Here is a 22,182-nt window from a genome sequence, read left to right as displayed (position 1 = left end):
GGTATAACGTACCGGCAATTCCCATCAGACCCATGCCTGACCCCTCGTTGACGCTGATTGCCCTGAGCGGTATCGACCCAGAGGGCCCAGTGATGGTGGAGGTGCCCCTGGTGCAGAACAATAGCCGCTTTGCCGCCATGCAAGCGTTGGCCGGCAGGCGCGTGGGGTATGCCGACCGATATGGACGTGGCGATGGGCATGAACCGATTCGACACCGTGCGCCCTTCATGCGTGCGCTGGACGTACTGCGCCGGGCCGGGGCGCAACTGATACCCGTGCCGGCGCAACGTATCGACGGCACCCTCACGTTCAAACTGCACACCCATAATGAAATCGATGAAATCGTGAATGAATACCGGCTGGATGCCCTGGTGTCGGACAGTCAAAGTGCTGCATTCCATAGTGCGTGCTGGAGTGGTTACCCGAGGTTTGGCGAGGCTCTCGATGGTGGCGCGACGTTGTGGTTCTACGGTGCGCGATGGTCGAAGGAATCGTTGGCCGCGCTGGCGCTGGGTTATCGCAATGCCAGGGAGGGAAGCCATGGCCTATAGAATTCATATCCTCGGTGCTGCGGGGGCGGGCACTACCACCCTGGGCAGGGCCTTGGCGGAGAGTCTGAACGTCGCTTACTTCGACACCGACTATTTCTACTGGCAGCAAACCGACGCCCCCTTCACCATTGCCCGGCCCAAGGATGAACGCATCCGCCTGCTGCAGGAGCAGACTGTCGGCCTGGAAGGCTGGGTGCTGTCCGGTTCACTGTGCGGCTGGGGCGACCCGATGATCGCGCAGTTCACCCACGTGGTGTTCCTGCGCCTCGACCCGCAAGTACGCCTGCACCGTCTGCGCATGAGGGAGGTGCAACGCTACGGTGATGAAATCCTGGAAGGTGGCAGTCGCCACGAGAACAGCGTCGCCTTCCTGGCCTGGGCCGCTCGTTACGACAGCGGCAACCACAGCCTACGCAGCCTGCGTCGGCATGAAACCTGGTTGGCGGCACTGACCTGTCCGGTGATCCGCTTGGACTCTACGCACCATTCGGCTGGGGCGTTGGTGAATCAATTGATGCCGCTGTTGAGCCCATCAGCCGCGAAATAATGTTTTGTGCAGCGGGTTCGGCTGGGGCGGTCTCAAACCGCCGCACACTCATGCCCCACCCCGGCGCAAACCCCGGGAAAAACACCAGCCCTTGCGCCTCCAACCGAAACGCCAATGCCAGGCGGGTTTCATCACCCACATCGCCCTGGCTTTCAAACTGTTGGATGGCATCCACCGTCACACCCGCCTGGCGGGCCAGCTCGTCGCGGCTCCAGCCCAGCATCGCGCGGGCCTGTACGCTGTGTTTGGCGGTGAATTGGTGCAGGACGATCTGCTGTTCTACGAAAGAGCTCATTGCCAGAGAGGACATGGGGTTTCTCCAGGATTCGACGGGGGAGGGCAAACTATACTGTGTTTTTGTACAGTTGTTTTGACCGCTCATCAACTGGATGCTTATCGACCCACTATTCCAACCCCGGCGCCTCACGAATGATCAGGTGATCGAGGTTCTCGATATTCGCGCTGAACACCCCGAAGGTCTGCTCGGGGTTTTTCTTGCTGGGCACTTGTTTCAGCTCCGGTGTCACCCCGTAGAAGAAACAATACAACGCCCGCTCACTGTCCGCCGCCGCCCTGATCTGCTCCAGGAACGCCTTGCGCTTGCGGTAGTTCTCGATGAGCTTTTTGCTCAGGTAGACGTTGACCGAGTAGGGCTTTTTGTCGAGCCACACCTTCTTTTCGAAGTCGATGCGAAAGCTGCTGGTGTAGTCCTTGATCGCTTTGACCTTGCCCCAGTAGATCAGGCCCTTGTTGTCTTGCAGGTATTCGATCTTCTTGAAAAACGCCGCGTAAGTCGCGGTGTGCTCGCCGATTTTCAGCGGCATGCTTTTCAGCTTTTCCTTGTCGTCGATGTTCGACACAAAACACTCCACCGGGTGGGCAAACACGCTGGTTTTTTCCGGGGTGGTGTCGCTGGCGCTGACAGATTCGTCGCTGCGGGGTGAAGGTGTTTTCGCTGAATCTTGTGGGACCAGCCCCTCGGTGCCGACCTCCGCGGTTTTACGCTCGTACGTACGACGTGTCAGCACAAACTCCGATGGGAAATTATCCTCACGCTCATCGTCGTTTTCGCCTGCTGCACCCTTGTGGAGACTGGCATAGCGGCAGCCGTCGATATGCCGGGTGCTCGGCGTGTTTTTGAAGTGCGGGGTGCGTTGGTAGTTGACGTTCCTGGCGTTGAACGTGCTCAGCACATTGCCTGCTTCGAAGGCGGCGCGACAGGCATCGTTGGGGCAGAGGAAACTGTCCTTGTCGGAATCGAAGGTGTTGGTTTCGTCGAAATTCAGGTCTCGTACGTCATAGATCGACAGCTTGTCATCGAGACTCAGGCTGTAGGCCGTGTCGAATTTCATGGGGCTCGGGTCCGTGAGAGGTTTCGCTATTAATAGCGGGAACCCGCGTAAATATCAGCAAGAACCTGCAACCCGCCGTCCGCTGCGAGGGAACAAGTCCAGCTCAACCCCAAGCACCCCATGCTAGTCGCGACACTCAAGCCTAAACCGCTCAACTGTGGGAGCTGTCGAGCCCCAGCGAGGCGGCGATGGGATCGACTCGGTGTTCCCGGTGGATCCCACCCACCCGCATCACCGCTGCAACTTGGCCCGCTTTTTCTTCTTCGCATGAAAATGCCGAAAATGTGCATCCTGCGCCGCCGCCAGCAACTCCCGATCCCCTCGCGTATCGCCCCAGGCCCTGAGCCGATACTCCCCCAGGTCCCCGTACACCGCCTCAAGCCGCAGCACCTTATTCTCACACCGGCAGTTATTCCCGGTGAGCTTGCCGGTCAACACCCCGTCGACCACCTCAAGCTCAGTGCCAATCAACTTGATCCCAAGCCGATCGGCAAACGGCTGCAGCACCAACGCCGGCGACGCCGAACACAGCGTCACCACCGCCCCCGAGCCCAACTCCTGCTCCACCGACAACACCCCGGCCGGGCGCATCAACCGTGCCCAATTGCGCTGGCAATACTCCTCGGCCTTCTGCTGCACCCACGTCTTCTCCACCCCGGTCATAAAGGTGCGGATCAACTGCGCCTTCAACTCATCCCGGCTGATCTGCCGCACCAAAAAGCGCAGCCCAGGCACCGCCAGCTTGACCATCCGGCCATAAAACTCGCCGGTGCCAAAGGCAAACTTGAGGAAGGGCACGAAACTGTCGTGGTGGGTCAGGGTGCCGTCGAAGTCAAAGACGGAGAGTACTTTGGCGTCAACGGGGCCGGCTTCGAGCATGTCTGGGTTCACGGGTTGGCCTCGGTCCTATCTAGTATTTTTGAGCGTGCATCAGGTGTGACAGCAGGAGTCTACTCCCGTGCCAATCTTCCGACCTTGGCGTAAAGCCCCTCGGTGAAAGCCGCCCGGTCACTCGACCGGTGACAACGCTGATGGCAATTGGGGCACAAGGCTACAGCATTGGTGATGCGATCCGAACCCTTCTGGGCCAGGTGCTTGACGTGATGTACTTCAAGAAATGGCAAACCGTCGACCTCAAACGGCGCGTTAGCGCCGCAGCCTTCGCAGATGCCCTCGGCCTCTTTCAGTACCCAGGCGCGTACCTTTGGGTCGCGAACAAAAGCGGTGCTGACGGTCGAGACCTTCTGCGGCTGGGCAATGCCGTCCGGTAACTGAGTGAAAGGTTGCTGCTGCAGTTTGGACGCGCGGCGGATAAGCGTTTGCTCGTCTGCTGTTTGGGCGGCGTCTTCGGATTCGAATACACCCTGCGCGGCCAGCGCTTGGCGGATGCGTTGTTCGACGCCTGACCCTACGTTCTTCGCGGGCTTAAAGCCTTTTATCGGCTCCAGGCCCATACGGATAAGAACGGTAGAAATGTTTAGCATGCGGAACTCTACGGAGCCTTTTGCACGACCGGCTATCGGCCCCTCGCGCAAAAGGCGGTTTTCGAGCGCTTTATTGAAAGGCTGGCCGTTCTTTTCCTTGGCCAGCATCTTCAAGTAAGCCTCGACCGCTGCTGCCAACTCCGCGTCGTTCCAGTCCGTGTTGTCTTTCGTAATATCCATACAGCCGCCGAGGGTAGAAAACCCTCGGACGATACTGAGTAGCCATTATTGCGTCTACGAAATTTCCTACGTTCTGGCAGGAATTAGCGGTCAACGCCATTGGTAAATGAATTCGCTGCTTTGTCTTGAAGGTTTCAAGCGAGCTTGCATAAAAAAGCCCTGAACAAGTCAGGGCTTCTCGGTTTAGCTGTGCTAAGAATTAATCCCAGCTCAATGCCCCACCCGTCTGATATTCGATCACACGGGTCTCAAAGAAATTCTTCTCTTTCTTCAAGTCCATGATCTCACTCATCCACGGGAACGGGTTAGTCGTCCCCGGATACTCTTCCTTCAACCCAATTTGCGACAGGCGACGGTTAGCGATGAACTTCAAATAGTCTTCCATCATCGCGGCGTTCATACCGAGCACCCCGCGCGGCATGGTATCCCGCGCATATTCAATCTCCAGCTGAGTCCCCTGCAGGATCATCTGGGTCGCTTCTTCCTTCATCTCGGCATCCCACAGGTGTGGGTTTTCGATCTTGATCTGGTTGATCACGTCGATACCGAAGTTCAGGTGCATCGACTCATCGCGCAGGATGTACTGGAACTGCTCGGCCACGCCGGTCATTTTGTTGCGGCGGCCCATGGACAAAATCTGGGTGAAGCCGCAGTAGAAGAAGATGCCTTCCAGCACGCAGTAGTAGGCGACCAGGTTGCGCAGCAGTTCCTTGTCGGTGTCGACGGTGCCGGTTTCGAACTTCGGATCGGAGATCGAGCGGGTGTATTTCAGGCCCCAGGCTGCCTTCTTAGCCACCGATGGAATCTCGTGGTACATGTTGAAGATCTCGCCTTCATCCATGGCCAACGATTCGATGCAGTACTGGTAGGCGTGGGTGTGGATCGCTTCTTCGAAGGCCTGGCGCAGGATGTACTGGCGGCACTCCGGGTTGGTGATCAGGCGGTACACGGCCAGGACCAGGTTATTGGCGACCAGGGAGTCGGCGGTGGAGAAGAAGCCGAGGTTGCGCATGACGATGCGGCGTTCGTCGTCGGTCAGGCCTTCGGGGTTTTTCCACAGGGCGATGTCGGCGGTCATGTTGACCTCTTGCGGCATCCAGTGGTTGGCGCAGCCGTCGAGGTACTTCTGCCAGGCCCAGTCGTACTTGAAGGGCACGAGTTGGTTGAGGTCGGCGCGGCAGTTGATCATGCGCTTTTCGTCAACGGCGACGCGGGCGGAGGCGCCTTCGAGTTCGGCGAGGCCTTCGGCGACGTCGAGTTTGTCCAGGGCGGCCTTGGCGCGCACGATGGCGGCGGAGTCACTGGCGGTGACGGCGCGTGCTTCGATGGCGGCAGCGGCACCGGCACCGTCGAGGCGGTCCATGTTGGCTTCGGTGGCGTGGCCGGCGTTGGCGCCTTTGGTGGCTACTTCACCGTCTTCTTCTTTGTCGAATTCGTCCCAGCTCAGCATGACGTGTCGTCTCCTGCGTGAGGGCTCAAAGGTGCCCGTGTGAAACCGGATGGTTGGGTGTTCACACGGCCCTCGGGCCGCGGTGGATCTTAAGGAATCGTTTGTTGCAACAGCTCGCGCAGGCAAATAAACGGAATTGGGTAACGGGTACTGCATGAGGCTTGAGGGGCGGAGCGGTGGATGCATACTCCAGCGCAGGCTCAAGATCTGGCTCTTCGTCCCTGTGTAAAGGGATATTGCAGGCCCGATTTACCCGCGCATTATAGGGAAAAATTCGGCTTTGTGTTGCGGCGGATGGTCTCGGATCAGAGACAAAAAGGCGGCTATTTGAGCCAGAGTGAGGGTTTGCGGGGGGTTGATGGGGTAGGAAATTTTTGACGGGCGGTGGGCTATTTATTGTGGGGGGTAGGGTAGGGCTTTTTGAGGAGAGGAAGGGAGGGGCGGGGCTGAGTGACGACCGCTATCGGGAGCAAGCCCATTCCCACATTTACCGCGTGCCGTGCCAGGCGCCGGTTCTTTGCCGCAAGAACGATTTCTTGCGGCGAATAAGATCCGGGTCTGTTCCAACTAACGAAGTTGTTATCCGTTAGAGCAACCATTACCCATGACATGGTAATTAAGGATATGGCGCTGACCCTGGGAGTCTTCATATTCCATCTTCACCGGTACAACTTCGCAGACTTCCGGGATTGTGCTCATGGACAATACTTTGGCCACGTCCAGCTTGGTGCTATAGGTGTAGTCCTCGACAATCGGGGCGTTCTGGCCGGCCAGCTCGGTCGGGGCCTCGTCGGCCAGGGCGGCGGTGGCGCACAAGCTGCTGAGGGCCATAACTACGAGAGCTTTCATTTCTTTACTTACCTTCTTCAGGGCGAAAGGGGTCACGGGGCCCTTGTGAGGCCACGTGTGTAACTTAGGATTGGTTAGTTCGGATTAACGTGCCTTCGTGGGGGCTGTTACGTTGTTAATCACTGTTGTGTTAATCACAATGCCTTGGTTGGCGGAAGTGATTCTAGGCCTGCGGGTTATATTCATATACCCGTGCTTTTGATAAAGACTATTGGCGGTTTTTGTAACAATCCCGTGATAAAGGTTTTTTCACCCACCCGCAAAGCCCCGCAGGCTGCGGGCCAGAGCGGTAAACGGGGATAGCAGGGCATTTTGTAGGGTCTTGTTACTACCATCGTCGAATGGTTCTATAGGCCCACCCCGGATACAACTGGGTCATACAACAACAACTATGTCACCGAGGTAAGAAAGATGAGTGCGGCTTCCCTGTACCCCGTTCGCCCCGAAGTAGCAGCCAACACGCTGACCGACGAGGCAACCTACAAGGCCATGTACCAGCAGTCGGTGGTCAACCCCGACGGTTTCTGGCGCGAGCAAGCCAAGCGCCTTGACTGGGTCAAGCCTTTCACCGCGGTGAAGCAGACCTCTTTCGACGATCACCATGTCGACATCAAGTGGTTCGCCGATGGCACCCTGAACGTTTCCTACAACTGCCTGGACCGTCACCTCGCCGAGCGCGGCGACCAGGCGGCGATCATCTGGGAGGGCGATGACCCGGCCGAGAGCCGTACCATCACCTACCGCGAGCTGCACGAAGAAGTCTGCAAGTTCGCCAACGCCCTGCGTGGCCAGGATGTACACCGCGGCGACGTGGTAACCATCTATATGCCGATGATTCCCGAAGCCGTGGTCGCCATGCTGGCGTGTACCCGCATCGGTGCGATCCATTCCGTGGTGTTTGGTGGTTTCTCGCCGGAGGCCCTGGCCGGTCGCATCATCGACTGTAAGTCGAAGGTGGTGATCACGGCCGATGAAGGCATTCGCGCCGGTAAGAAGATTCCGCTGAAGGCCAACGTCGACGACGCGCTGACCAACCCGGAAACCAGCAGCATCCAGAAGGTCATCGTGTGCAAGCGCACCAATGGTTCGATCAAGTGGAACCAGCATCGCGACATCTGGTACGAAGACCTGATGAAAGTGGCGGGCACCGTGTGTGCGCCCAAAGAGATGGGCGCCGAAGAAGCGCTATTCATCCTCTACACCTCAGGTTCCACCGGCAAGCCGAAAGGCGTGCAGCACACCACCGGCGGCTACCTGTTGTACGCGGCCCTGACCCACGAGCGCGTATTCGACTACCGCCCGGGCGAAATCTACTGGTGCACCGCCGACGTCGGCTGGGTCACCGGCCACACGTATATTGTCTACGGCCCGCTGGCCAATGGCGCGACCACCTTGCTGTTCGAAGGTGTGCCGAACTACCCGGACATTACCCGGGTGGGCAAGATCGTCGACAAGCACAAGGTCAATATCCTCTACACCGCCCCGACCGCGATCCGCGCGATGATGGCGTCCGGCACCGCTGCCTGCGAAGGCGTCGATGGCAGCAGCCTGCGCCTGTTGGGCTCGGTGGGTGAGCCGATCAACCCGGAAGCGTGGGACTGGTACTACAAGAATGTCGGCCAATCCCGTTGCCCGATCGTCGACACCTGGTGGCAGACCGAAACCGGCGCCACCCTGATGAGCCCGCTGCCGGGTGCCCATGCACTCAAGCCGGGTTCTGCCGCACGGCCGTTCTTCGGCGTGGTGCCGGCGCTGGTGGACAACCTGGGCAACATCATCGAAGGCGCCGCCGAAGGCAACCTGGTGATTCTCGACTCGTGGCCAGGCCAGGCCCGTACCCTGTACGGCGACCATGACCGTTTTGTCGACACGTACTTCAAGACCTTCCGTGGCATGTACTTCACCGGTGACGGCGCCCGTCGCGATGAAGATGGCTACTGGTGGATCACCGGCCGTGTGGATGACGTGTTGAACGTATCCGGCCACCGCATGGGCACCGCCGAGATCGAAAGCGCCATGGTTGCCCACCCTAAAGTCGCCGAAGCGGCGGTGGTGGGTGTGCCGCACGACATCAAGGGCCAGGGCATCTATGTGTACGTGACCCTGAAGAATGGCGAAGAACCCACCGAAGCCCTGCGCCTGGAGCTGAAGAACTGGGTGCGCAAGGAAATCGGGCCGATTGCCTCGCCGGATGTCATCCAGTGGGCACCGGGCTTGCCGAAGACGCGCTCGGGGAAAATCATGCGGCGTATCCTGCGCAAGATTGCCACGGCCGAGTACGACGGGCTGGGCGATATTTCCACCCTGGCGGACCCAGGTGTAGTGGCGCATTTGATTGAGACACACAAGACCATGAATGTCGCGTAAGGCGGGGTAGGTGGGAAAGAGCCCCATTCGGTGTATGCCGAGTGGGGCTTTTTTATGATTTCTCAAAATCACCGCCTTTCCTACATTTGGATTGCAATCCAAGGTGGGTAGGGGGGAGGGTCTGACAGGCCCGCATGATCATCAGGCAAATAAATATCGGTTTTTCGCGTAGGAGGTTTCTGAATGTTACCGAGTGGCACAAATGTGTAACCCATCGCCCAAACCTGAGGCAAAGGGCTACGCTTATGCCCCGAAAAACCGCGCCTTAGACACCCCGAGCCATAAGATTAAACGCCACACTTGCCGTGCTAGAAGGGTTTGCGAATAATAGGCCCGCAATTTGCAGCATCAACAGGTTTAATATCTTTTGTCTCTGCATAAAATTCAGAGGCTGTCAATGTGCTGGAACCGCTTTCTCAGTGCTTCTGTAAATTGTTGTCGCATTGAGGAAATATCGGCTTCCGGCCTGTCGTTAGAATGCCGATCACTCGCTCGTCGTCTCCACTGTTGAATTGGTGTAGGACGCAGCACCGCTATTCGGTTTCACTCAGTCGCATCGTGGGCCATGGCTCATACTGCTGTTTTGCCCTATACCGATGGAGTCCCAAGATGAAGAAACTCGTGCTGTTGGGCGCCCTGGCGCTGTCCGTGCTGTCCATGCAGGCTTTCGCTGAAGGCAAGCCCCTGAAAATTGGTATCGAAGCGGCCTACCCTCCGTTTGCCTCCAAGGCACCGGATGGCAGCATCGTCGGTTTTGACTACGACATCGGCAACGCCCTGTGCGAAGAGATGAAGGTCAAGTGCACCTGGGTCGAGCAAGAGTTCGACGGCCTGATCCCTGCGCTCAAAGTGCGCAAGATCGACGCGATCCTGTCGTCCATGTCCATCACGGAAGACCGCAAGAAGTCCGTGGACTTCACCAACCGTTACTACCTCAGCCCAGCGCAACTGGTGATGAAGGAAGGCACCACCGTCAGCGACAGCCTGGATGAATTGAAGGGCAAGAAGATCGGTGTGCAACGCGGTTCGATCCACGATCGTTTCGCCAAGGAAGTCTTGGCTCCTAAAGGCGCCACTGTTGTGCCTTACAGCTCGCAGAACGAAATCTACCTGGACGTGGAAGCCGGTCGCCTCGACGGCACCGTGGCCGACGCCACCCTGCTGCAAGACGGCTTCCTGAAGACGCCAGCCGGTAAAGGCTACGCGTTCGTGGGCCCACAGTTCACCGACGCCAAGTACTTCGGTGACGGCATCGGCATCGCCGTACGCAAAGGCGACAAGGAAAACCTCGACCGCATCAACGCAGCCATTGCCGCGATCCGTGCCAACGGCGAATACAAGAAAATCCAGGACAAGTACTTCGACTTCGATATTTACGGCGCTGACGCCAAGTAAATCGTCGCAGCGATCTGTCCGAAATGGCGCAAGCAACAGAATTCCTGCGGTTTGCGCCATTTTTTCATCCCCCTTTTCGAGGACCTGAATCATGTTGAAAGGCTACGGGGCCGTCATCCTCGATGGCGCATGGTTGACGCTTCAGCTCGCCTTGTCGTCCATGGCCTTGGCCATTGTTCTGGGTCTGATCGGGGTCGCGTTACGCCTGTCGCCGGTGCGCTGGTTGGCCTGGCTGGGTGACTTGTACTCCACGGTGATCCGCGGGATCCCCGACCTGGTGCTGATCCTGCTGATTTTCTACGGTGGTCAGGACCTGCTTAACCGCGTCGCGCCGATGCTCGGCTATGACGACTATATCGACTTGAACCCCTTGGCCGCCGGTATCGGCACCCTGGGTTTCATCTTTGGCGCCTACCTCTCGGAAACCTTCCGTGGCGCCTTCATGGCCATCCCCAAGGGCCAGGCTGAAGCCGGCCTGGCGTATGGCATGAGCAGCTTCCAGGTGTTTTTCCGGGTGATGGTGCCGCAGATGATCCGGCTGGCGATCCCCGGGTTTACCAACAACTGGCTGGTACTCACCAAGGCCACCGCGCTGATCTCGGTGGTGGGCCTGCAAGACATGATGTTCAAGGCCAAGCAGGCGGCTGATGCCACCCGCGAGCCTTTTACCTTCTTCCTCGCAGTGGCGGCGATGTACCTGGTGATCACCAGCGTGTCGTTGCTGGCCCTGCGTCATCTTGAGAAGCGCTACTCGGTAGGCGTAAGGGCGGCTGATCTATGATCTTCGACTACAACGTCATCTGGGAGGCCATGCCGCTGTACCTTGGCGGCCTGCTGACCACCCTGAAACTGCTCGCCATCTCGCTGTTCTTCGGCCTGCTCGCCGCCTTGCCCCTGGGCTTGATGCGTGTGTCCAAGCAACCGGTCGTCAACGGCGTTGCCTGGCTCTACACCTACGTGATCCGCGGCACGCCGATGCTGGTGCAGCTGTTCCTGATCTACTACGGCCTGGCGCAGTTCGAAGCGGTGCGCGAGAGCTTCCTGTGGCCGCTGCTGTCCAGTGCGACCTTCTGCGCGTGCCTGGCCTTTGCGATCAACACCAGCGCCTACACCGCCGAGATCATTGCCGGTAGCCTGTAGAACCGTAGACATCGTTTACATCTGAAACCGGGGACATCGTTTACACATTTGAGGCCTGGACGCGGGTCATACCTCGTCCAAGCCTCCCCAAGGGATAATCACACAGGTACAAATCCCAAGCTTCATCTTCAGCTTCTTTGAGCCCTATCCTTTCCCCGGACAGCGCCTCGCTGATAAATACCAACTTGCCGTTCCACTTGATCGATCCGTCCTGCCTGACGCTTCGAACTTTCATTTCTGCCGGATATTCCACATCGGGCAAGCATCCTGGATAAATTCGGGTGGACGGCACATACAAGTCTCCTGGACGTTTCATGCCGAGCGCTTCGTGAGGGCGTACGTAATTAAACTCATGCCTGAAATGCTCCAGCAAAAGCTGCTGCTCGACTAAGTTTTTCCCTAAGGGCAACTCAAGTTTCAAGCTACGGTGCATTCGTTCATGGCGACCATTCTGGGCGGGTCTTCCCGGCATGGTTCGCTCGGGATAAATACCCAGCCGAATCCACCAAACTGCCAGTGTGGATATTCTTGCCAGGCCAGGAGAGGCGAACGGTACCCCGTTGTCCGAACGGATAACTTCCGGCATGCCGTACTCCTGAAAAAGCCTCTCAAAGGCCTGTTTTACAGGCTGGGTCATGATCTTGGGATGGGCCCTGCACGCTAAAATCAGACGCGACGCATGGTCTGTGACGGTCAAAGGGAAGCACATCTGAGCATTAAGCATCTTGAACTGCCCTTTGTAGTCAGCACACCACGTCTTGTTAGGTTCGTCGGCCTTTCGCATTTGTGCGTGGGAAATGCTGTGTCGGCGTTTGAAGCGCCGCTTTTTGACGAGCCCAAGTCGGTCAAGCCATTGACCGGCCGTACTTGGAGAGGGCCAGGTGACGGAGGGATCTTCCAGCCGTAATAGTTCGAGAAGCTTTTTCGGCCCCCATTTATCGTGAGCCTCCTTCATCGCGACTACACGGGCCAAAATCTCGTCGTCGGTTTTATTTGGGCTGTTGTGAGGTCGCCGGGACAGTTCGGATAAAGACCTCAAGTCGCCGTCGTGCCGGGCAATCCACTTATCGACGGTAGGTCGGCTAACGTCAAAGCGGCGTGCCAACTGGCTTTTGGTGAAGTTGCCAGAAAGCCAATCAGCTACCAGCTTGATTCTTTGATTCATGGGGGACTCTTGGTTCCAGGGCATGATCAGTTACCTCCTGATCATGCGTATTAGCCTGTAAACCATGTCCCCGGTTAGAAATGTAAACGATGTCCCCGGTTTGTACCGCCTCAAGGCCACCCCCAATGGCGAGATCGAAGCGGCCAAGGCCATGGGCATGTCGCGCTACAAGCTGTACCGCCGCATCCTGCTGCCGTCGGCCCTGCGCCGCGCGCTACCGCAGTACAGCAACGAAGTGATCATGATGCTGCAGACCACCAGTCTCGCGTCCATCGTCACCCTGATCGACATCACCGGTGCCGCGCGCACGGTCAACGCGCAGTTTTACCTGCCGTTCGAAGCCTACATCACCGCCGGCGTGTTCTACCTGTGCCTGACCTTTATCCTGGTGCGCCTGTTCAAGTTGGCCGAGCGCCGCTGGCTGAGCTACCTGGCTCCACGGAAGCACTGATATGGAACGTATCGATCACCTGTTGCCCTGGGGCCACCTGGGCTGCGAGCGCCAACTGAGCGTGTTCCGTTTCGGCAGTGGCGAGCGCAAGGCCTATATCCAGGCCAGCCTGCACGCCGATGAATTGCCCGGCATGCGCGCCGCGTGGGAGCTGAAAAAACGCCTCGCCGAACTTGAAGCGCAAGGTGGCCTCAACGGCGTGATCGAGCTGGTGCCGGTGGCCAACCCGATGGGCCTGGGCCAGTTGCTGCAAGGCAGCCACCAGGGCCGTTTCGAAGTGGGCAGCGGCAAGAATTTCAACCGCGATTTCGTTGAGTTGAGCGAGCCGGTGGCCGAGTTGCTCACAGGCAAGCTGGGGGATGATGCTCACGCCAACGTGCGCATGATTCGCCAAGCGATGGCCGATGCGCTCAACGCATTGCCCGAGCCGAGCAGCCAATTGCAAGGCATGCAACGCATCCTGCTGAGCCATGCGTGCAGCGCCGATATCGTCCTCGACCTGCACTGCGACGCCGAAGCCGCACTGCACATGTACGCGCTGCCCCAGCACTGGCCGCAGTGGCGTTCGCTGTCGGCGCACTTGAATGTGAAAGTCGGTCTGCTCGCGGAAGATTCCGGCGGCAGCTCGTTTGATGAGGCCTGCTCGTTGCCGTGGCTGCGTCTGTCCCGCGCCTTTCCTGACGCGCAGATCCCGCTGGCCTGCCTGGCGACTACCTTGGAGTTGGGCGGTCAAGCGGACACCGGTCGTGACGAAGCGATCTTCCACGCCGAAGGCATCCTCGCGTTTCTCGCCGAGCAAGGCCTGATCAAGGGCGAATGGCCGGCGCCGCAACACGAACCGTGTGAAGGCGTGCCCTTCGAAGGCACCGAATTGCTGTTCGCGCCCCACGCCGGGGTGATCAGTTACCTGCGTAAAGCCGGCGACTGGATCGAGAAGGGCGAGCCGATTTTTGAAGTGATTGACCCCCTGGAAGACCGCGTGAGCATTATCTGCGCAGGCACCTCGGGGGTGTTGTTTGCCGTTGAACGGCTACGTTATGCCCAAGCGGGTTTCTGGCTGGCCAAGGTGGCGGGGCGCGAAGCGCTGCGTCACGGGCGCTTGCTCAACGACTGACCACCTGTTTTTGTGAGAACCGACCGCATGTACAAACTTGAAGTCCAAGACCTGCATAAACGCTATGGCAGTCATGAAGTGCTCAAAGGCGTGTCCCTGGCCGCCGCGGCCGGTGATGTGATCAGCATCATCGGTTCCAGTGGTTCGGGCAAAAGTACCTTTTTGCGCTGCATCAACCTGCTGGAGCAACCCCACGCCGGCAAGATCCTGCTCAATAACGAAGAGCTGAAACTGGTGGCCAACAAGGACGGCGCCATGAAGGCCGCCGACCCTAAGCAACTGCAACGCATGCGCTCGCGCCTGTCGATGGTGTTCCAGCATTTCAACCTGTGGTCGCACATGACCGCGATTGAAAACGTGATGGAAGCCCCGGTGCATGTGCTGGGCGTGTCGAAGAAAGAGGCCCGTGAAAAGGCCGAGCACTATTTGGCCAAGGTCGGCGTGGGCCATCGCAAGGATGCGTTCCCCGGCCACATGTCCGGGGGCGAGCAGCAGCGCGTGGCGATCGCCCGTGCCCTGGCGATGGAGCCTGAGGTGATGCTGTTCGACGAACCCACCTCGGCGCTGGACCCAGAGTTGGTCGGCGAAGTGCTCAAGGTGATGCAGGACCTGGCCCAGGAAGGCCGCACCATGGTGGTGGTGACCCACGAAATGGGCTTTGCCCGTGAAGTGTCCAACCAGCTGGTGTTCTTGCATAAAGGCATCGTCGAAGAGCGTGGCAACCCGCGGGAAGTGCTGGTCAACCCGCAGTCCGAGCGGTTGCAGCAGTTCCTGTCCGGCAGCTTGAAATAATCAAGGCCGCTGCTTTCCCCCTGTAGGAGCGAGCTTGCTCGCGAAGATCGTCAACGATAACGCGGGAAGCCTGATGCCCCGTGGTGTTCTCAGGTTTTTCGCGAGCAAGCTCGCTCCTACAGGAAAGCAGGTCTTTATCGTTTTTGAGCTTTGTGTTGGTTTACGGGCTAGCATTGGCCCACGGCTTCTTTCACTGTTTTCGCTCCGGATAGCACTCCATGACCGCCCATAAAATTGGTTTCCTGATTTGGCCCAGCACAAAAGCACTCACGCTTGCGCTGGCTGAGGAGGCCTTGCGCGTTGCTCAGCGGGTGCATCCGGATGTGGTCTACGAGTTGTCGTTTCTGCTCGCAGAACCGGCGACCGAAGGGGCCTGGCAATTGCCGGGTGAGCCGTGGGCCGGCAAGCTGGAAGGTTTCCAGAAGCTGTTCCTGTTGGCTGACGAACCGCCCACGGCTATTGCCTCCCAGCTCAGCACTGCGCTCAAGCAGTTGGTGCGTGCTGGTTGTGTGATCGGCGGCTTGTCAGCGGGTGTGTACCCGCTGGCTCAGTTGGGTCTGCTGGATGGCTACCGCGCCGCTGTGCACTGGCGCTGGCAGGACGATTTTGCCGAGCGCTTCCCTAAGGTCATTGCCACCAGCCACCTGTTCGACTGGGACCGTGACCGTTTGAGCGCCTGCGGTGGCATGTCGGTACTCGACCTGTTGCTGGCGGTGCTGGCCCGCGACCACGGCGCCGAGCTGGCGGGCGCGGTGTCGGAAGAACTGGTGGTGGAGCGCATCCGCGAAGGCGGCGAGCGCCAGCGCATTCCCTTGCAAAATCGCCTGGGCTCCAGCCATCCGAAGCTGACCCAGGCGGTGTTGCTGATGGAAGCCAACATCGAAGAACCGCTTACCACCGACGAGATCGCCCAGCACGTGTGCGTGTCGCGACGACAACTGGAACGGATCTTCAAGCAATACCTCAATCGCGTTCCCAGCCAGTACTACCTGGAACTGCGCCTGAACAAGGCGCGCCAGATGTTGATGCAAACCAGCAAATCGATCATCCAGATCGGCCTGTCCTGCGGCTTCTCGTCGGGGCCGCATTTCTCCAGCGCCTACCGCAACTTCTTTGGCGCCACCCCACGTGAAGATCGCAACCAGCGGCGCAGCAGCAGCCCGTTCGAGTTGTCGTCAGTGCCGTCCGAGCGCGGCTGAGCATCCTCGCTTATTCCTCCATGGGTCTCGGGGTTCCCGGGGCCATCAGCGCCACGCCGAACTCGTCGAACATCGCCTCTTCCACGCCCAGTTCGTAGCCTGTCTGGCGGTAATAGTCGCGCAGCAGCTCGATGCTCTGATCGGACAGTGGGTTGCCGCTGAGGTCGGAGTCATCGTTGAGTGGCAACGGCATTTCCAACAGGTCGCTGGGCACATCGACGATTTCGTTGTCACTCAAGTCCAGCACCCGCAGGCGGCCCAGGGCAAAGACGCCTTCCGGCACGTGTGTCAGCCCGCAGTTGTGCAGGTAGATCGACACTAGCCGTCCAAGGTTGCGGATGTCGGGAATAAATATCAGCGGGTTGTCACTCAGGTCCAGGTATTCCAGGTGGATAAGGCGTGAGAGCTGCTCTTTGCTCTCGCGGGTCAGACGGATATGGTTTTCCGCCAGCTTCAGATAGCGCAGGCGTCGGAGGCCGAACACCGAGGCGGGGATATCCAGCAGTGTGTGGCGTTCGAGGGTCAGGCTGACAAGGTTGGGGAAGCAGCGCAGCAGACCGTCCACTTGCTGGTTGGTACCGTCTCCGATGATCTCCAGCAGGCTCACGTGATCGAACTGCGCACTCAGCATCGGCATGTCCCCCAATAACTGGCCGTGGAACACCAGTTTATGGCTGTGGCGGGTGAAACCGTTGGAGTCGTCCAACTCGCCCTCCCGGCGCCAGCAGCGTTCGAGCAAATCCTTGAAGCCCAGGCGACGGATTTGTTCTTCGGCCCGCGCGCCCTCGTCCAGCACGGTGTCGAGCAGTGGGTCTCTGGAGGGGACCTCCATAGCCCAGGCTTGGAGGTGTGCCTGCAGGTCCTGATACTCGCCATCCAGGCGCGTGATGTGCAGGTCTACGGTGTCCAGGTCGCCCGGTAACTGGAAGTACACACGGCTGACCTCGCGGTTGTTGAGGCTTGGGTACAGTGCTTGTAGCTGTTGCAGTTGGGGTTGGGGGGCCGGCGCGTTCCAGTGCTCGCCAGTGGCCTGGCAGTAGGTTTTGATGCGGGCGAGGGTGTGCCGTGACAACGGATTATCCGACAGGTCAAAGGCTGCGCTGAGGGTGGCGGGCAGTTGGAAGCCTTGATCGGGAATCTGCTCGATGGCGTTGTGACTCAGGTCTACCCGTGTCCGGGCGATGTTGCCCGCCAGCAGCGCCGGTGGAATTTCCCGCAGGCCGGTGTTGCTCAGTGACAGGCTGGTCAGGGCTGTCAGGCGATTGAAGTCCGGTAGCCAGACCAGGCGGTTATTGGCCAGGTCCAGGTGTTGGAGGTGGGTCATGCTGGAAAGCACCTGGGCGCTGGCGGGGTTCAGTTCAATGGCGCAGCGATCCAGGCGCAGATGGGTCAGCCGCTCCAGTTGCGGCAGGGTCCTGGGCAAATGCATCAGGGTATAGCGCTCGATGGACAGGCGCTCCAACTGTGGAAAGCTGCGCAGAAACGCGTTGGGCTGCAGGGTGGATGCATTGCCGGACAGGCTCAGTGATGAGACATGGGGGAAGGGCGTGCTCAGGGCGGGAATATCGCCGCTGATGGGGTAGGGCAGGTTGAGTGTGAAGCGCGGGAGACGCCCTGGGGCGTGTGTGTCCTGCTCGGTTTCCCGACGCCAGCCGGCTTCGAGCGTGTCCACGAACAGTGAGCGATAGGTGCGCTCCTGGGCGGACACTTGCTCGTCGTCGGCCCAAGGTGCCAGCGTTTGGCGAATCCGCGGGTAGTCGATTTCAAGCTGCGCCAGCGCTGCGCGGCCTGCGTCCAGGTTGCCCGGGAAATCGAAGATGAGCTGATTGATGTCATTGTCCGACAGCGTTGGGTAAAGGCGTCTGGCGCTTTGGATTTCGGTGCCGGGCGCGTCAATGTCCCAGCGGCCACCGGTTCTTTGGTAGTACCCCTTGACCCGCTCCAGCGTGGGTCCCGACAGCGGGTTGCTGGAGAGGTCGAACTTGCGGCTGGTTTCTACCGGCAACTCGAACAGCGCCGGAGGCAGTTCGCGGATCTGGTTATTGGACAAAACCGCCAGTTCCAACTGTGGACGGTTCAGCAGGCCTGGCGGCAAATCACGGATGCCGGTGTAGCTCAGGTCCAAGTGTTGCAGGTGGGCCATGTGGGTAACGCTGGGCGTCAGGCCCAGAGGGTTGTTATACAGGTCCAGGGTCTTCAGGCGAGTCATGCTGCCAAGGGCCACCCGAGTTTCTTCGGTCAGGGTAATGTTGCAGTCGCTCAATATCAGCACGTCGAGGCTGGGCAGTTGCGCGATGCTTGGCGCAAGGCCACCCAGGTAAAACTGGCTGACGTTCAGGTGACGCAGGCGTGGGAACAACTGCACGAAGTCATTGATCTGCAGTGCGGTGTGCTGACCCTTGAGCTCCAGCAGGCTGATGTGCTCGAAGCGTGCCGTGAGCCTGGGCAGTTCGCCGTAGATCGGGATCGTCAGTTGCAGCTTGTGGCCATTGAGGAGCAGTTGGTCATGGTAGTGATCAATCGCGGTTTCCTGGCGCCAGCCGCGCCTGACCTCCTGGGCCCACAGGGCACGGTTGCGTCGCACGTACTGGTATTCCCGGGGCGTCAGTGGTGCTTCAGTGATGGGGTGGAAGGTGGGCGTCATGTGTTCCCAGACGGCGAGGTCGGTGTCCAGTTTGTTGTATTCGACCTGCAGGGTTATCAGGGTCGCCAAGGCGCCGCCGGGACGGCTTTCCAGGGTCTGTACCAGGTCGGCGATCTGTTCCGCAGGGAGGCTGGGCAGCAAGTGCTGGGCGCGCTGCTCAAGCGTGGGCTGCGGCTCGGCGGCTGGTGGCCGTGACGGCCCTGCTGCCTGATAACCGTCCATGCCGCCACGCAGGCGCATGACTGTGGGGTCGAACGTCGGTTTGCGGTAAGTGTCTGCGCTGAGCAAGGTGCGCAGCCTCTCGCGATCGAGCACGTGCTCGCCAATCGCCTGGCGCAGGCGCTCGCCCTGGCCGATGTGGATGTTCAGGGCGTCGCGCTGGCTATCGGGGATCGCCTGGAGGATGGCGGTGAAGAAATCGGTGTCGCCAAACACCGGGCCCTTCTCATCGACAGGCGTATAGCGGCCCGATTCGGTATGGATGACGATTCGCTTGAGCGGCGCGTCTTCGGCGCCGATAGCCTCCAGCAACGGGCCGTCGCTACGGTACTGCCGGACTTCCAGGCGCATGCGCGTCGACCATCCGGGCAGGCGCTCCAGGGACAGCAGCGCGAGCAGGTGAGTGTCGGGGTTGTCGACGGCGTCCAGGTAGAGCCCTTCGTAAGCACGGGTGGTGCGCACATCCAGTTGGGCGGCTGCGGCTTGCTCGGCTATATGCGTCGGCACCTTGCCTTGGTCGATGGCTTGCAACTCGTCGCCGGTGGCATTGGCCAGCAGTTCATGGGCGACGCTGACGGGCAGGCCGGGCTCGGGGGCGGCGTCGATGATTTTTTGCAGCGCTGCCCCCGGGCTATGTTCTTCGCTGCGGTAGCGGGAATCGAACAGCGAGAAGCGTTTTTCGTGGGCAAGGCGGGCGATCTTTTTGCGCAGGGCCGCGGCGCGAATAGACGCATGGGAGGCGGGCTGGTCGGCGGGTTCTTCAAGCAGTGCTTTACGCTCGGCTTCATCCAAACTCTCCACCAGCACGCGTAGCAGATCACCATTTTCCAATTGGCTTTCATGGATCTGTACCACGCTAGCGTCGGGCCGGCCAAGAAACTCCCATTGGGTTTTCCCTTGGGTATCCAGGAACCGCAAGGTCTTGGAGGCGGGCCACAGGCCGTAGCTGGTGAGTATCTGCAACTGTGTCTGAACGTCCGCCTGGCCATAGATGAGCGGGTCATCGCTGTTGAGTTGCGTGATGAAGTCTTGCAGCGCTAGATCGATCTTGAAGCGCTTGAGGGTATCGGCCAGCAGCGGCGGCGGCGTTTGCCCGGTGTGGTGCATCTGGCGCAGCGCGTTGTCGTGGGTACCGCTGACGCTGCGCGCCTGCTGCAAGCGCGCGTCATCCAGGCCTTCGGCCGGGTAGCCGAGACGCCGCATCAGTGTGGCGCTGTCCCAGCTCAGCGGGCGGTCCAACTCGGTAATCCAGGCGCCCTGGCCGTTGCTGATCACCTGCGGCTGGTAGGCCGACGCACGGCTGGGGTGCTGCACAAAATAGCGCTGGCTGATGGGGTCTTGCCGGACGGTGTAATAGTCGTCGCCCACCTGCAGCAGGTTTTTGCCGTTGAAGCGGTACACGCCTTTCTCATCAGGACGTACGCCGCTGGGCGGGCTCTGTTTGAGACGATAAGGCTCAAGATCGGGCTTCCACAGGCGTTCGCCGCCATCGGGTCTGGTCACGGGTGTGAGGCCATCCAGAAACCCCAGGCACTCACTCGGCAGCACTTTGCGCAGAATGCCCTGGGCGATGGGGATGCCTGTGGCAAACAGGCCCAATTGCACCAGTTGCTCGATAAACCCCATAGCATGTCCGAAGGCTTCCTGCACCTGGCCTTCAGCCCAGTCGATAACCCCTTCGAAGGCTTCGTCCAGCAATTGGTAGGCGGTGTAGCCGAGCATGAGCATGCCCAGTGGCGGCACAAAGGGGGTGGCAATCAGGGCGACGACTTGCAGCAGTGCCGAGGCGATTTTTTGCACCAGGTCCCAGCGCTCCCAGCGCGCTTTCTGGTTGGCGCTGGCGGTGCTCACTGCCTGGCTGCGCGCGTCGTTCAGCAGTTTGCTCAACTTCATCTGATGCAGGTAATGGAACAGCGGCTGCTTGATGGGAATGCCACGAAACTGCAGGTTTGCTCGCTCCACCTCGCTGCCGCGCCAACTGGGCAGCGGATCGCCCGGTGTATGCGAGTGCCAGGTCACTTGGCTCAGGCGGCCCGTGAGGTCGGCGAAAAAACGCCCCAGGTCGGCATGGTCGACAAAGCGGCTGAAGAAGTGCTGAAAGTCCGAGGCGCGCAACCGTGCGGTGAGCGCCTGGATAAACGCCTGCGTGCTGGCGTATTGCTTGATGGGGTGCTGCGGGTCGTCAGGGATATAGACGATCACCGGCACCGGCTCGCGGCTTGCATCCAGGTCCTGGGAAAACAGTACGATCCCGGTCAGGCGGCTGGACATGATCACCAGCTCATGAGCGACCCACATCGGGCAGTGCTGTCCGTGATCAATCAGGCTGTGGACCGCGTCGTAGCCGGTTTGCGGGATGTCGCCCTTGAGCAGTGCCATGTACAGCGAGCGTTTGAGCGCGCTGCTCAGGCTCTGCTCGACCTTGTATTGCAGGGCGGCCATGGCCACAGGGTTGTCCAGCCCCAGGTAATCTTCGAGATAGCGCTGATAGCGCCCGCCGATATCCAATTCACGGCAGAGGGTGGCAAATTGGGCAATGGTGATGCGTGCGTCAACCGCCGGCAGGCTTTGGAAATGCCCGGCGGCGTTGGGTTGGCTGCTGAAACCGGAGTTGCGCTCGTAGGCATCGGGCTGTGCTTCGGCGGGCTCGAAGTTGTGCAGCGCGGCGTTGAGCAGTGAAACGCTCCACGTACGCGAGGCCCCGGCCTGAACCCGAAACCCCGCAAGCGTCAATGGCACATAGAGTTGCAGCCAGGTGCTGCGCACATCCAGATCGACGCTGTATTGGCGCTTCAGCGCCGGTTGCAGCAGTTCGGCGCCGAAGGTTTGCGGGCTTTTGAGGCCGGCCAGAGCTTTGTCTACCTGATTCTGCCGGGTCCAGGCTTCGCCGTTGAGACGCTTGAGTTCGGCGTGCTGGGTGGCGGAGGCGTTTTTGTACCAGTCGGGAAAACTCCCGGACACTTCGCCCAGGGTGGAACGCCTGGCTGGCGTGGCGTCACCCAGCCAGTGGGGAATGGCCTGCATGACAATGGTGTGGCGAACTTCGCCGTTGGCGGGTGCGGGGAGGGGAGGCATGGGATCGATCCTTGACAGTATGAGTGTCTTTTCAGCAGACCAGTCGGCACGCGATCGACGGCGGTAGATAGTTGGTGCGGTGTGCTTCTGCGGATTCGCGAACATCACCTGCCCATGGAGCCGGCACACGGTTTAAACTGCGCCATTGCGACGCTATTTGTCGCATTGGCGTAAACCCGCCTAAATCGCGGGTTGGCGCTATAAGAAG

Annotated in this window: 16 protein-coding genes and 2 pseudogenes; 10 read left to right on the top strand and 8 right to left on the bottom strand. The window is 59.6% G+C overall.

Features of this window, described 5'->3' with window-relative positions:
* The first annotated feature begins 32 nt into the window (after positions 1-32).
* Together BLW22_RS22680 and BLW22_RS22675 are read left to right on the top strand one after the other, a co-directional pair.
* Entirely contained in the window at positions 33-551 is a 519-nt protein-coding gene (locus BLW22_RS22680; RefSeq protein WP_065925249.1) for a hypothetical protein, read from the top strand.
* Positions 541-1,098, top strand: a complete 558-nt coding sequence (locus BLW22_RS22675) for an AAA family ATPase (protein WP_065925248.1) — start codon at positions 541-543, stop codon at positions 1,096-1,098. The genes BLW22_RS22680 and BLW22_RS22675 overlap by 11 nt, the downstream gene beginning before the upstream one ends.
* Here the strand turns inward: BLW22_RS22675 and BLW22_RS22670 are convergent.
* The 6 genes from BLW22_RS22670 to BLW22_RS22645 form a co-directional block, all read right to left on the bottom strand.
* Positions 1,028-1,408, bottom strand: coding sequence for a helix-turn-helix domain-containing protein (locus BLW22_RS22670; protein ID WP_074847504.1), 381 nt, complete (start codon positions 1,406-1,408; stop codon positions 1,028-1,030). The genes BLW22_RS22675 and BLW22_RS22670 overlap by 71 nt on opposite strands.
* Before the next feature lie 94 nt (positions 1,409-1,502).
* On the bottom strand, positions 1,503-2,450 hold the full coding sequence (locus tag BLW22_RS22665; protein ID WP_065925246.1) for a hypothetical protein: 948 nt from the start codon (positions 2,448-2,450) through the stop codon (positions 1,503-1,505).
* Positions 2,451-2,681: 231 nt separating this feature from the next.
* A complete protein-coding gene (locus BLW22_RS22660; protein ID WP_065925245.1) occupies positions 2,682-3,329 on the bottom strand; it encodes an HAD-IB family hydrolase in 648 nt (215 codons plus the stop codon).
* 71 nt (positions 3,330-3,400) lie between these two features.
* The gene (locus BLW22_RS22655) at positions 3,401-4,114 is read right to left on the bottom strand and encodes an HNH endonuclease (RefSeq protein WP_074847503.1); all 714 of its coding nucleotides are present in this window, start codon (positions 4,112-4,114) and stop codon (positions 3,401-3,403) included.
* Between the two features lie 199 nt (positions 4,115-4,313).
* A complete protein-coding gene (locus BLW22_RS22650) occupies positions 4,314-5,564 on the bottom strand; it encodes a ribonucleotide-diphosphate reductase subunit beta (RefSeq protein ID WP_024077017.1) in 1,251 nt (416 codons plus the stop codon).
* A gap of 579 nt (positions 5,565-6,143) precedes the next feature.
* Entirely contained in the window at positions 6,144-6,413 is a 270-nt protein-coding gene (locus BLW22_RS22645; protein ID WP_027607759.1) for a DUF2790 domain-containing protein, read from the bottom strand.
* A 411-nt stretch (positions 6,414-6,824) separates the two neighbouring features.
* Between BLW22_RS22645 and acs the strand changes: the two genes are divergently transcribed.
* The 4 genes and pseudogenes from acs to BLW22_RS22625 all read left to right on the top strand — a co-directional run.
* A complete protein-coding gene (gene acs, locus BLW22_RS22640) occupies positions 6,825-8,780 on the top strand; it encodes an acetate--CoA ligase (RefSeq protein ID WP_053140037.1) in 1,956 nt (651 codons plus the stop codon).
* A 609-nt stretch (positions 8,781-9,389) separates the two neighbouring features.
* Positions 9,390-10,175, top strand: a complete 786-nt coding sequence (locus BLW22_RS22635; protein WP_065926197.1) for an ABC transporter substrate-binding protein — start codon at positions 9,390-9,392, stop codon at positions 10,173-10,175.
* Between the two features lie 91 nt (positions 10,176-10,266).
* Positions 10,267-10,956: an ABC transporter permease gene (locus BLW22_RS22630; RefSeq protein WP_010208305.1), complete on the top strand. Its 690-nt coding sequence runs from the start codon at positions 10,267-10,269 to the stop codon at positions 10,954-10,956.
* A pseudogene (locus BLW22_RS22625) lies at positions 10,953-11,312 on the top strand (ABC transporter permease subunit); the annotation flags it as partial. The gene BLW22_RS22630 and the pseudogene BLW22_RS22625, both read left to right, overlap by 4 nt.
* A gap of 43 nt (positions 11,313-11,355) precedes the next feature.
* On the opposite strand, the gene BLW22_RS22620 reads toward BLW22_RS22625, so the two are convergent.
* The gene (locus BLW22_RS22620; protein ID WP_065924691.1) at positions 11,356-12,504 is read right to left on the bottom strand and encodes an integrase core domain-containing protein; all 1,149 of its coding nucleotides are present in this window, start codon (positions 12,502-12,504) and stop codon (positions 11,356-11,358) included.
* An 85-nt stretch (positions 12,505-12,589) separates the two neighbouring features.
* Here BLW22_RS22620 and BLW22_RS22615 point away from each other — a divergent pair.
* From BLW22_RS22615 to argR, 4 genes and pseudogenes are all read left to right on the top strand, one after another.
* Positions 12,590-12,931, top strand: a pseudogene (locus BLW22_RS22615) (ABC transporter permease subunit); the annotation flags it as partial.
* A 1-nt stretch (position 12,932) separates the two neighbouring features.
* Entirely contained in the window at positions 12,933-14,045 is a 1,113-nt protein-coding gene (locus tag BLW22_RS22610) for a succinylglutamate desuccinylase/aspartoacylase family protein (protein WP_074847502.1), read from the top strand.
* 27 nt (positions 14,046-14,072) lie between these two features.
* Positions 14,073-14,837 carry an ABC transporter ATP-binding protein gene (locus BLW22_RS22605; protein WP_010208310.1) on the top strand — a complete coding sequence of 255 codons (765 nt, stop codon included), beginning with the start codon at positions 14,073-14,075 and terminating at the stop codon, positions 14,835-14,837.
* A gap of 218 nt (positions 14,838-15,055) precedes the next feature.
* Positions 15,056-16,036 carry a transcriptional regulator ArgR gene (gene argR / locus BLW22_RS22595; protein ID WP_065947832.1) on the top strand — a complete coding sequence of 327 codons (981 nt, stop codon included), beginning with the start codon at positions 15,056-15,058 and terminating at the stop codon, positions 16,034-16,036.
* A 10-nt stretch (positions 16,037-16,046) separates the two neighbouring features.
* Here the strand turns inward: argR and BLW22_RS22590 are convergent, their stop codons facing one another.
* Positions 16,047-21,974: a leucine-rich repeat domain-containing protein gene (locus BLW22_RS22590; protein WP_074847500.1), complete on the bottom strand. Its 5,928-nt coding sequence runs from the start codon at positions 21,972-21,974 to the stop codon at positions 16,047-16,049.
* Positions 21,975-22,182 lie beyond the last annotated feature (208 nt).

The sequence above is a fragment of the Pseudomonas marginalis genome, assembly GCF_900105325.1.
Taxonomy (GTDB): Bacteria; Pseudomonadota; Gammaproteobacteria; order Pseudomonadales; family Pseudomonadaceae; genus Aquipseudomonas; species Aquipseudomonas marginalis.
The sequence above is the reverse complement of the archived record's forward strand: the minus strand, read 5'-3'. Positions and strand labels throughout refer to the sequence as shown.

Excerpts from the sequence above, each read along its gene's own strand:
- BLW22_RS22680 (WP_065925249.1), top strand. The coding sequence starts at position 33 with ATGCCTGACCCCTCGTTGACGCTGATTGCCCTGAGCGGTATCGACCCA.
- BLW22_RS22675 (WP_065925248.1), top strand. The coding sequence starts at position 541 with ATGGCCTATAGAATTCATATCCTCGGTGCTGCGGGGGCGGGCACTACC.
- BLW22_RS22670 (WP_074847504.1), bottom strand. The coding sequence starts at position 1,408 with ATGTCCTCTCTGGCAATGAGCTCTTTCGTAGAACAGCAGATCGTCCTG.
- BLW22_RS22665 (WP_065925246.1), bottom strand. The coding sequence starts at position 2,450 with ATGAAATTCGACACGGCCTACAGCCTGAGTCTCGATGACAAGCTGTCG.
- BLW22_RS22660 (WP_065925245.1), bottom strand. The coding sequence starts at position 3,329 with ATGCTCGAAGCCGGCCCCGTTGACGCCAAAGTACTCTCCGTCTTTGAC.
- BLW22_RS22655 (WP_074847503.1), bottom strand. The coding sequence starts at position 4,114 with ATGGATATTACGAAAGACAACACGGACTGGAACGACGCGGAGTTGGCA.
- BLW22_RS22650 (WP_024077017.1), bottom strand. The coding sequence starts at position 5,564 with ATGCTGAGCTGGGACGAATTCGACAAAGAAGAAGACGGTGAAGTAGCC.
- BLW22_RS22645 (WP_027607759.1), bottom strand. The coding sequence starts at position 6,413 with ATGAAAGCTCTCGTAGTTATGGCCCTCAGCAGCTTGTGCGCCACCGCC.
- acs (WP_053140037.1), top strand. The coding sequence starts at position 6,825 with ATGAGTGCGGCTTCCCTGTACCCCGTTCGCCCCGAAGTAGCAGCCAAC.
- BLW22_RS22635 (WP_065926197.1), top strand. The coding sequence starts at position 9,390 with ATGAAGAAACTCGTGCTGTTGGGCGCCCTGGCGCTGTCCGTGCTGTCC.
- BLW22_RS22630 (WP_010208305.1), top strand. The coding sequence starts at position 10,267 with ATGTTGAAAGGCTACGGGGCCGTCATCCTCGATGGCGCATGGTTGACG.
- BLW22_RS22620 (WP_065924691.1), bottom strand. The coding sequence starts at position 12,504 with ATGCCCTGGAACCAAGAGTCCCCCATGAATCAAAGAATCAAGCTGGTA.
- BLW22_RS22610 (WP_074847502.1), top strand. The coding sequence starts at position 12,933 with ATGGAACGTATCGATCACCTGTTGCCCTGGGGCCACCTGGGCTGCGAG.
- BLW22_RS22605 (WP_010208310.1), top strand. The coding sequence starts at position 14,073 with ATGTACAAACTTGAAGTCCAAGACCTGCATAAACGCTATGGCAGTCAT.
- argR (WP_065947832.1), top strand. The coding sequence starts at position 15,056 with ATGACCGCCCATAAAATTGGTTTCCTGATTTGGCCCAGCACAAAAGCA.
- BLW22_RS22590 (WP_074847500.1), bottom strand. The coding sequence starts at position 21,974 with ATGCCTCCCCTCCCCGCACCCGCCAACGGCGAAGTTCGCCACACCATT.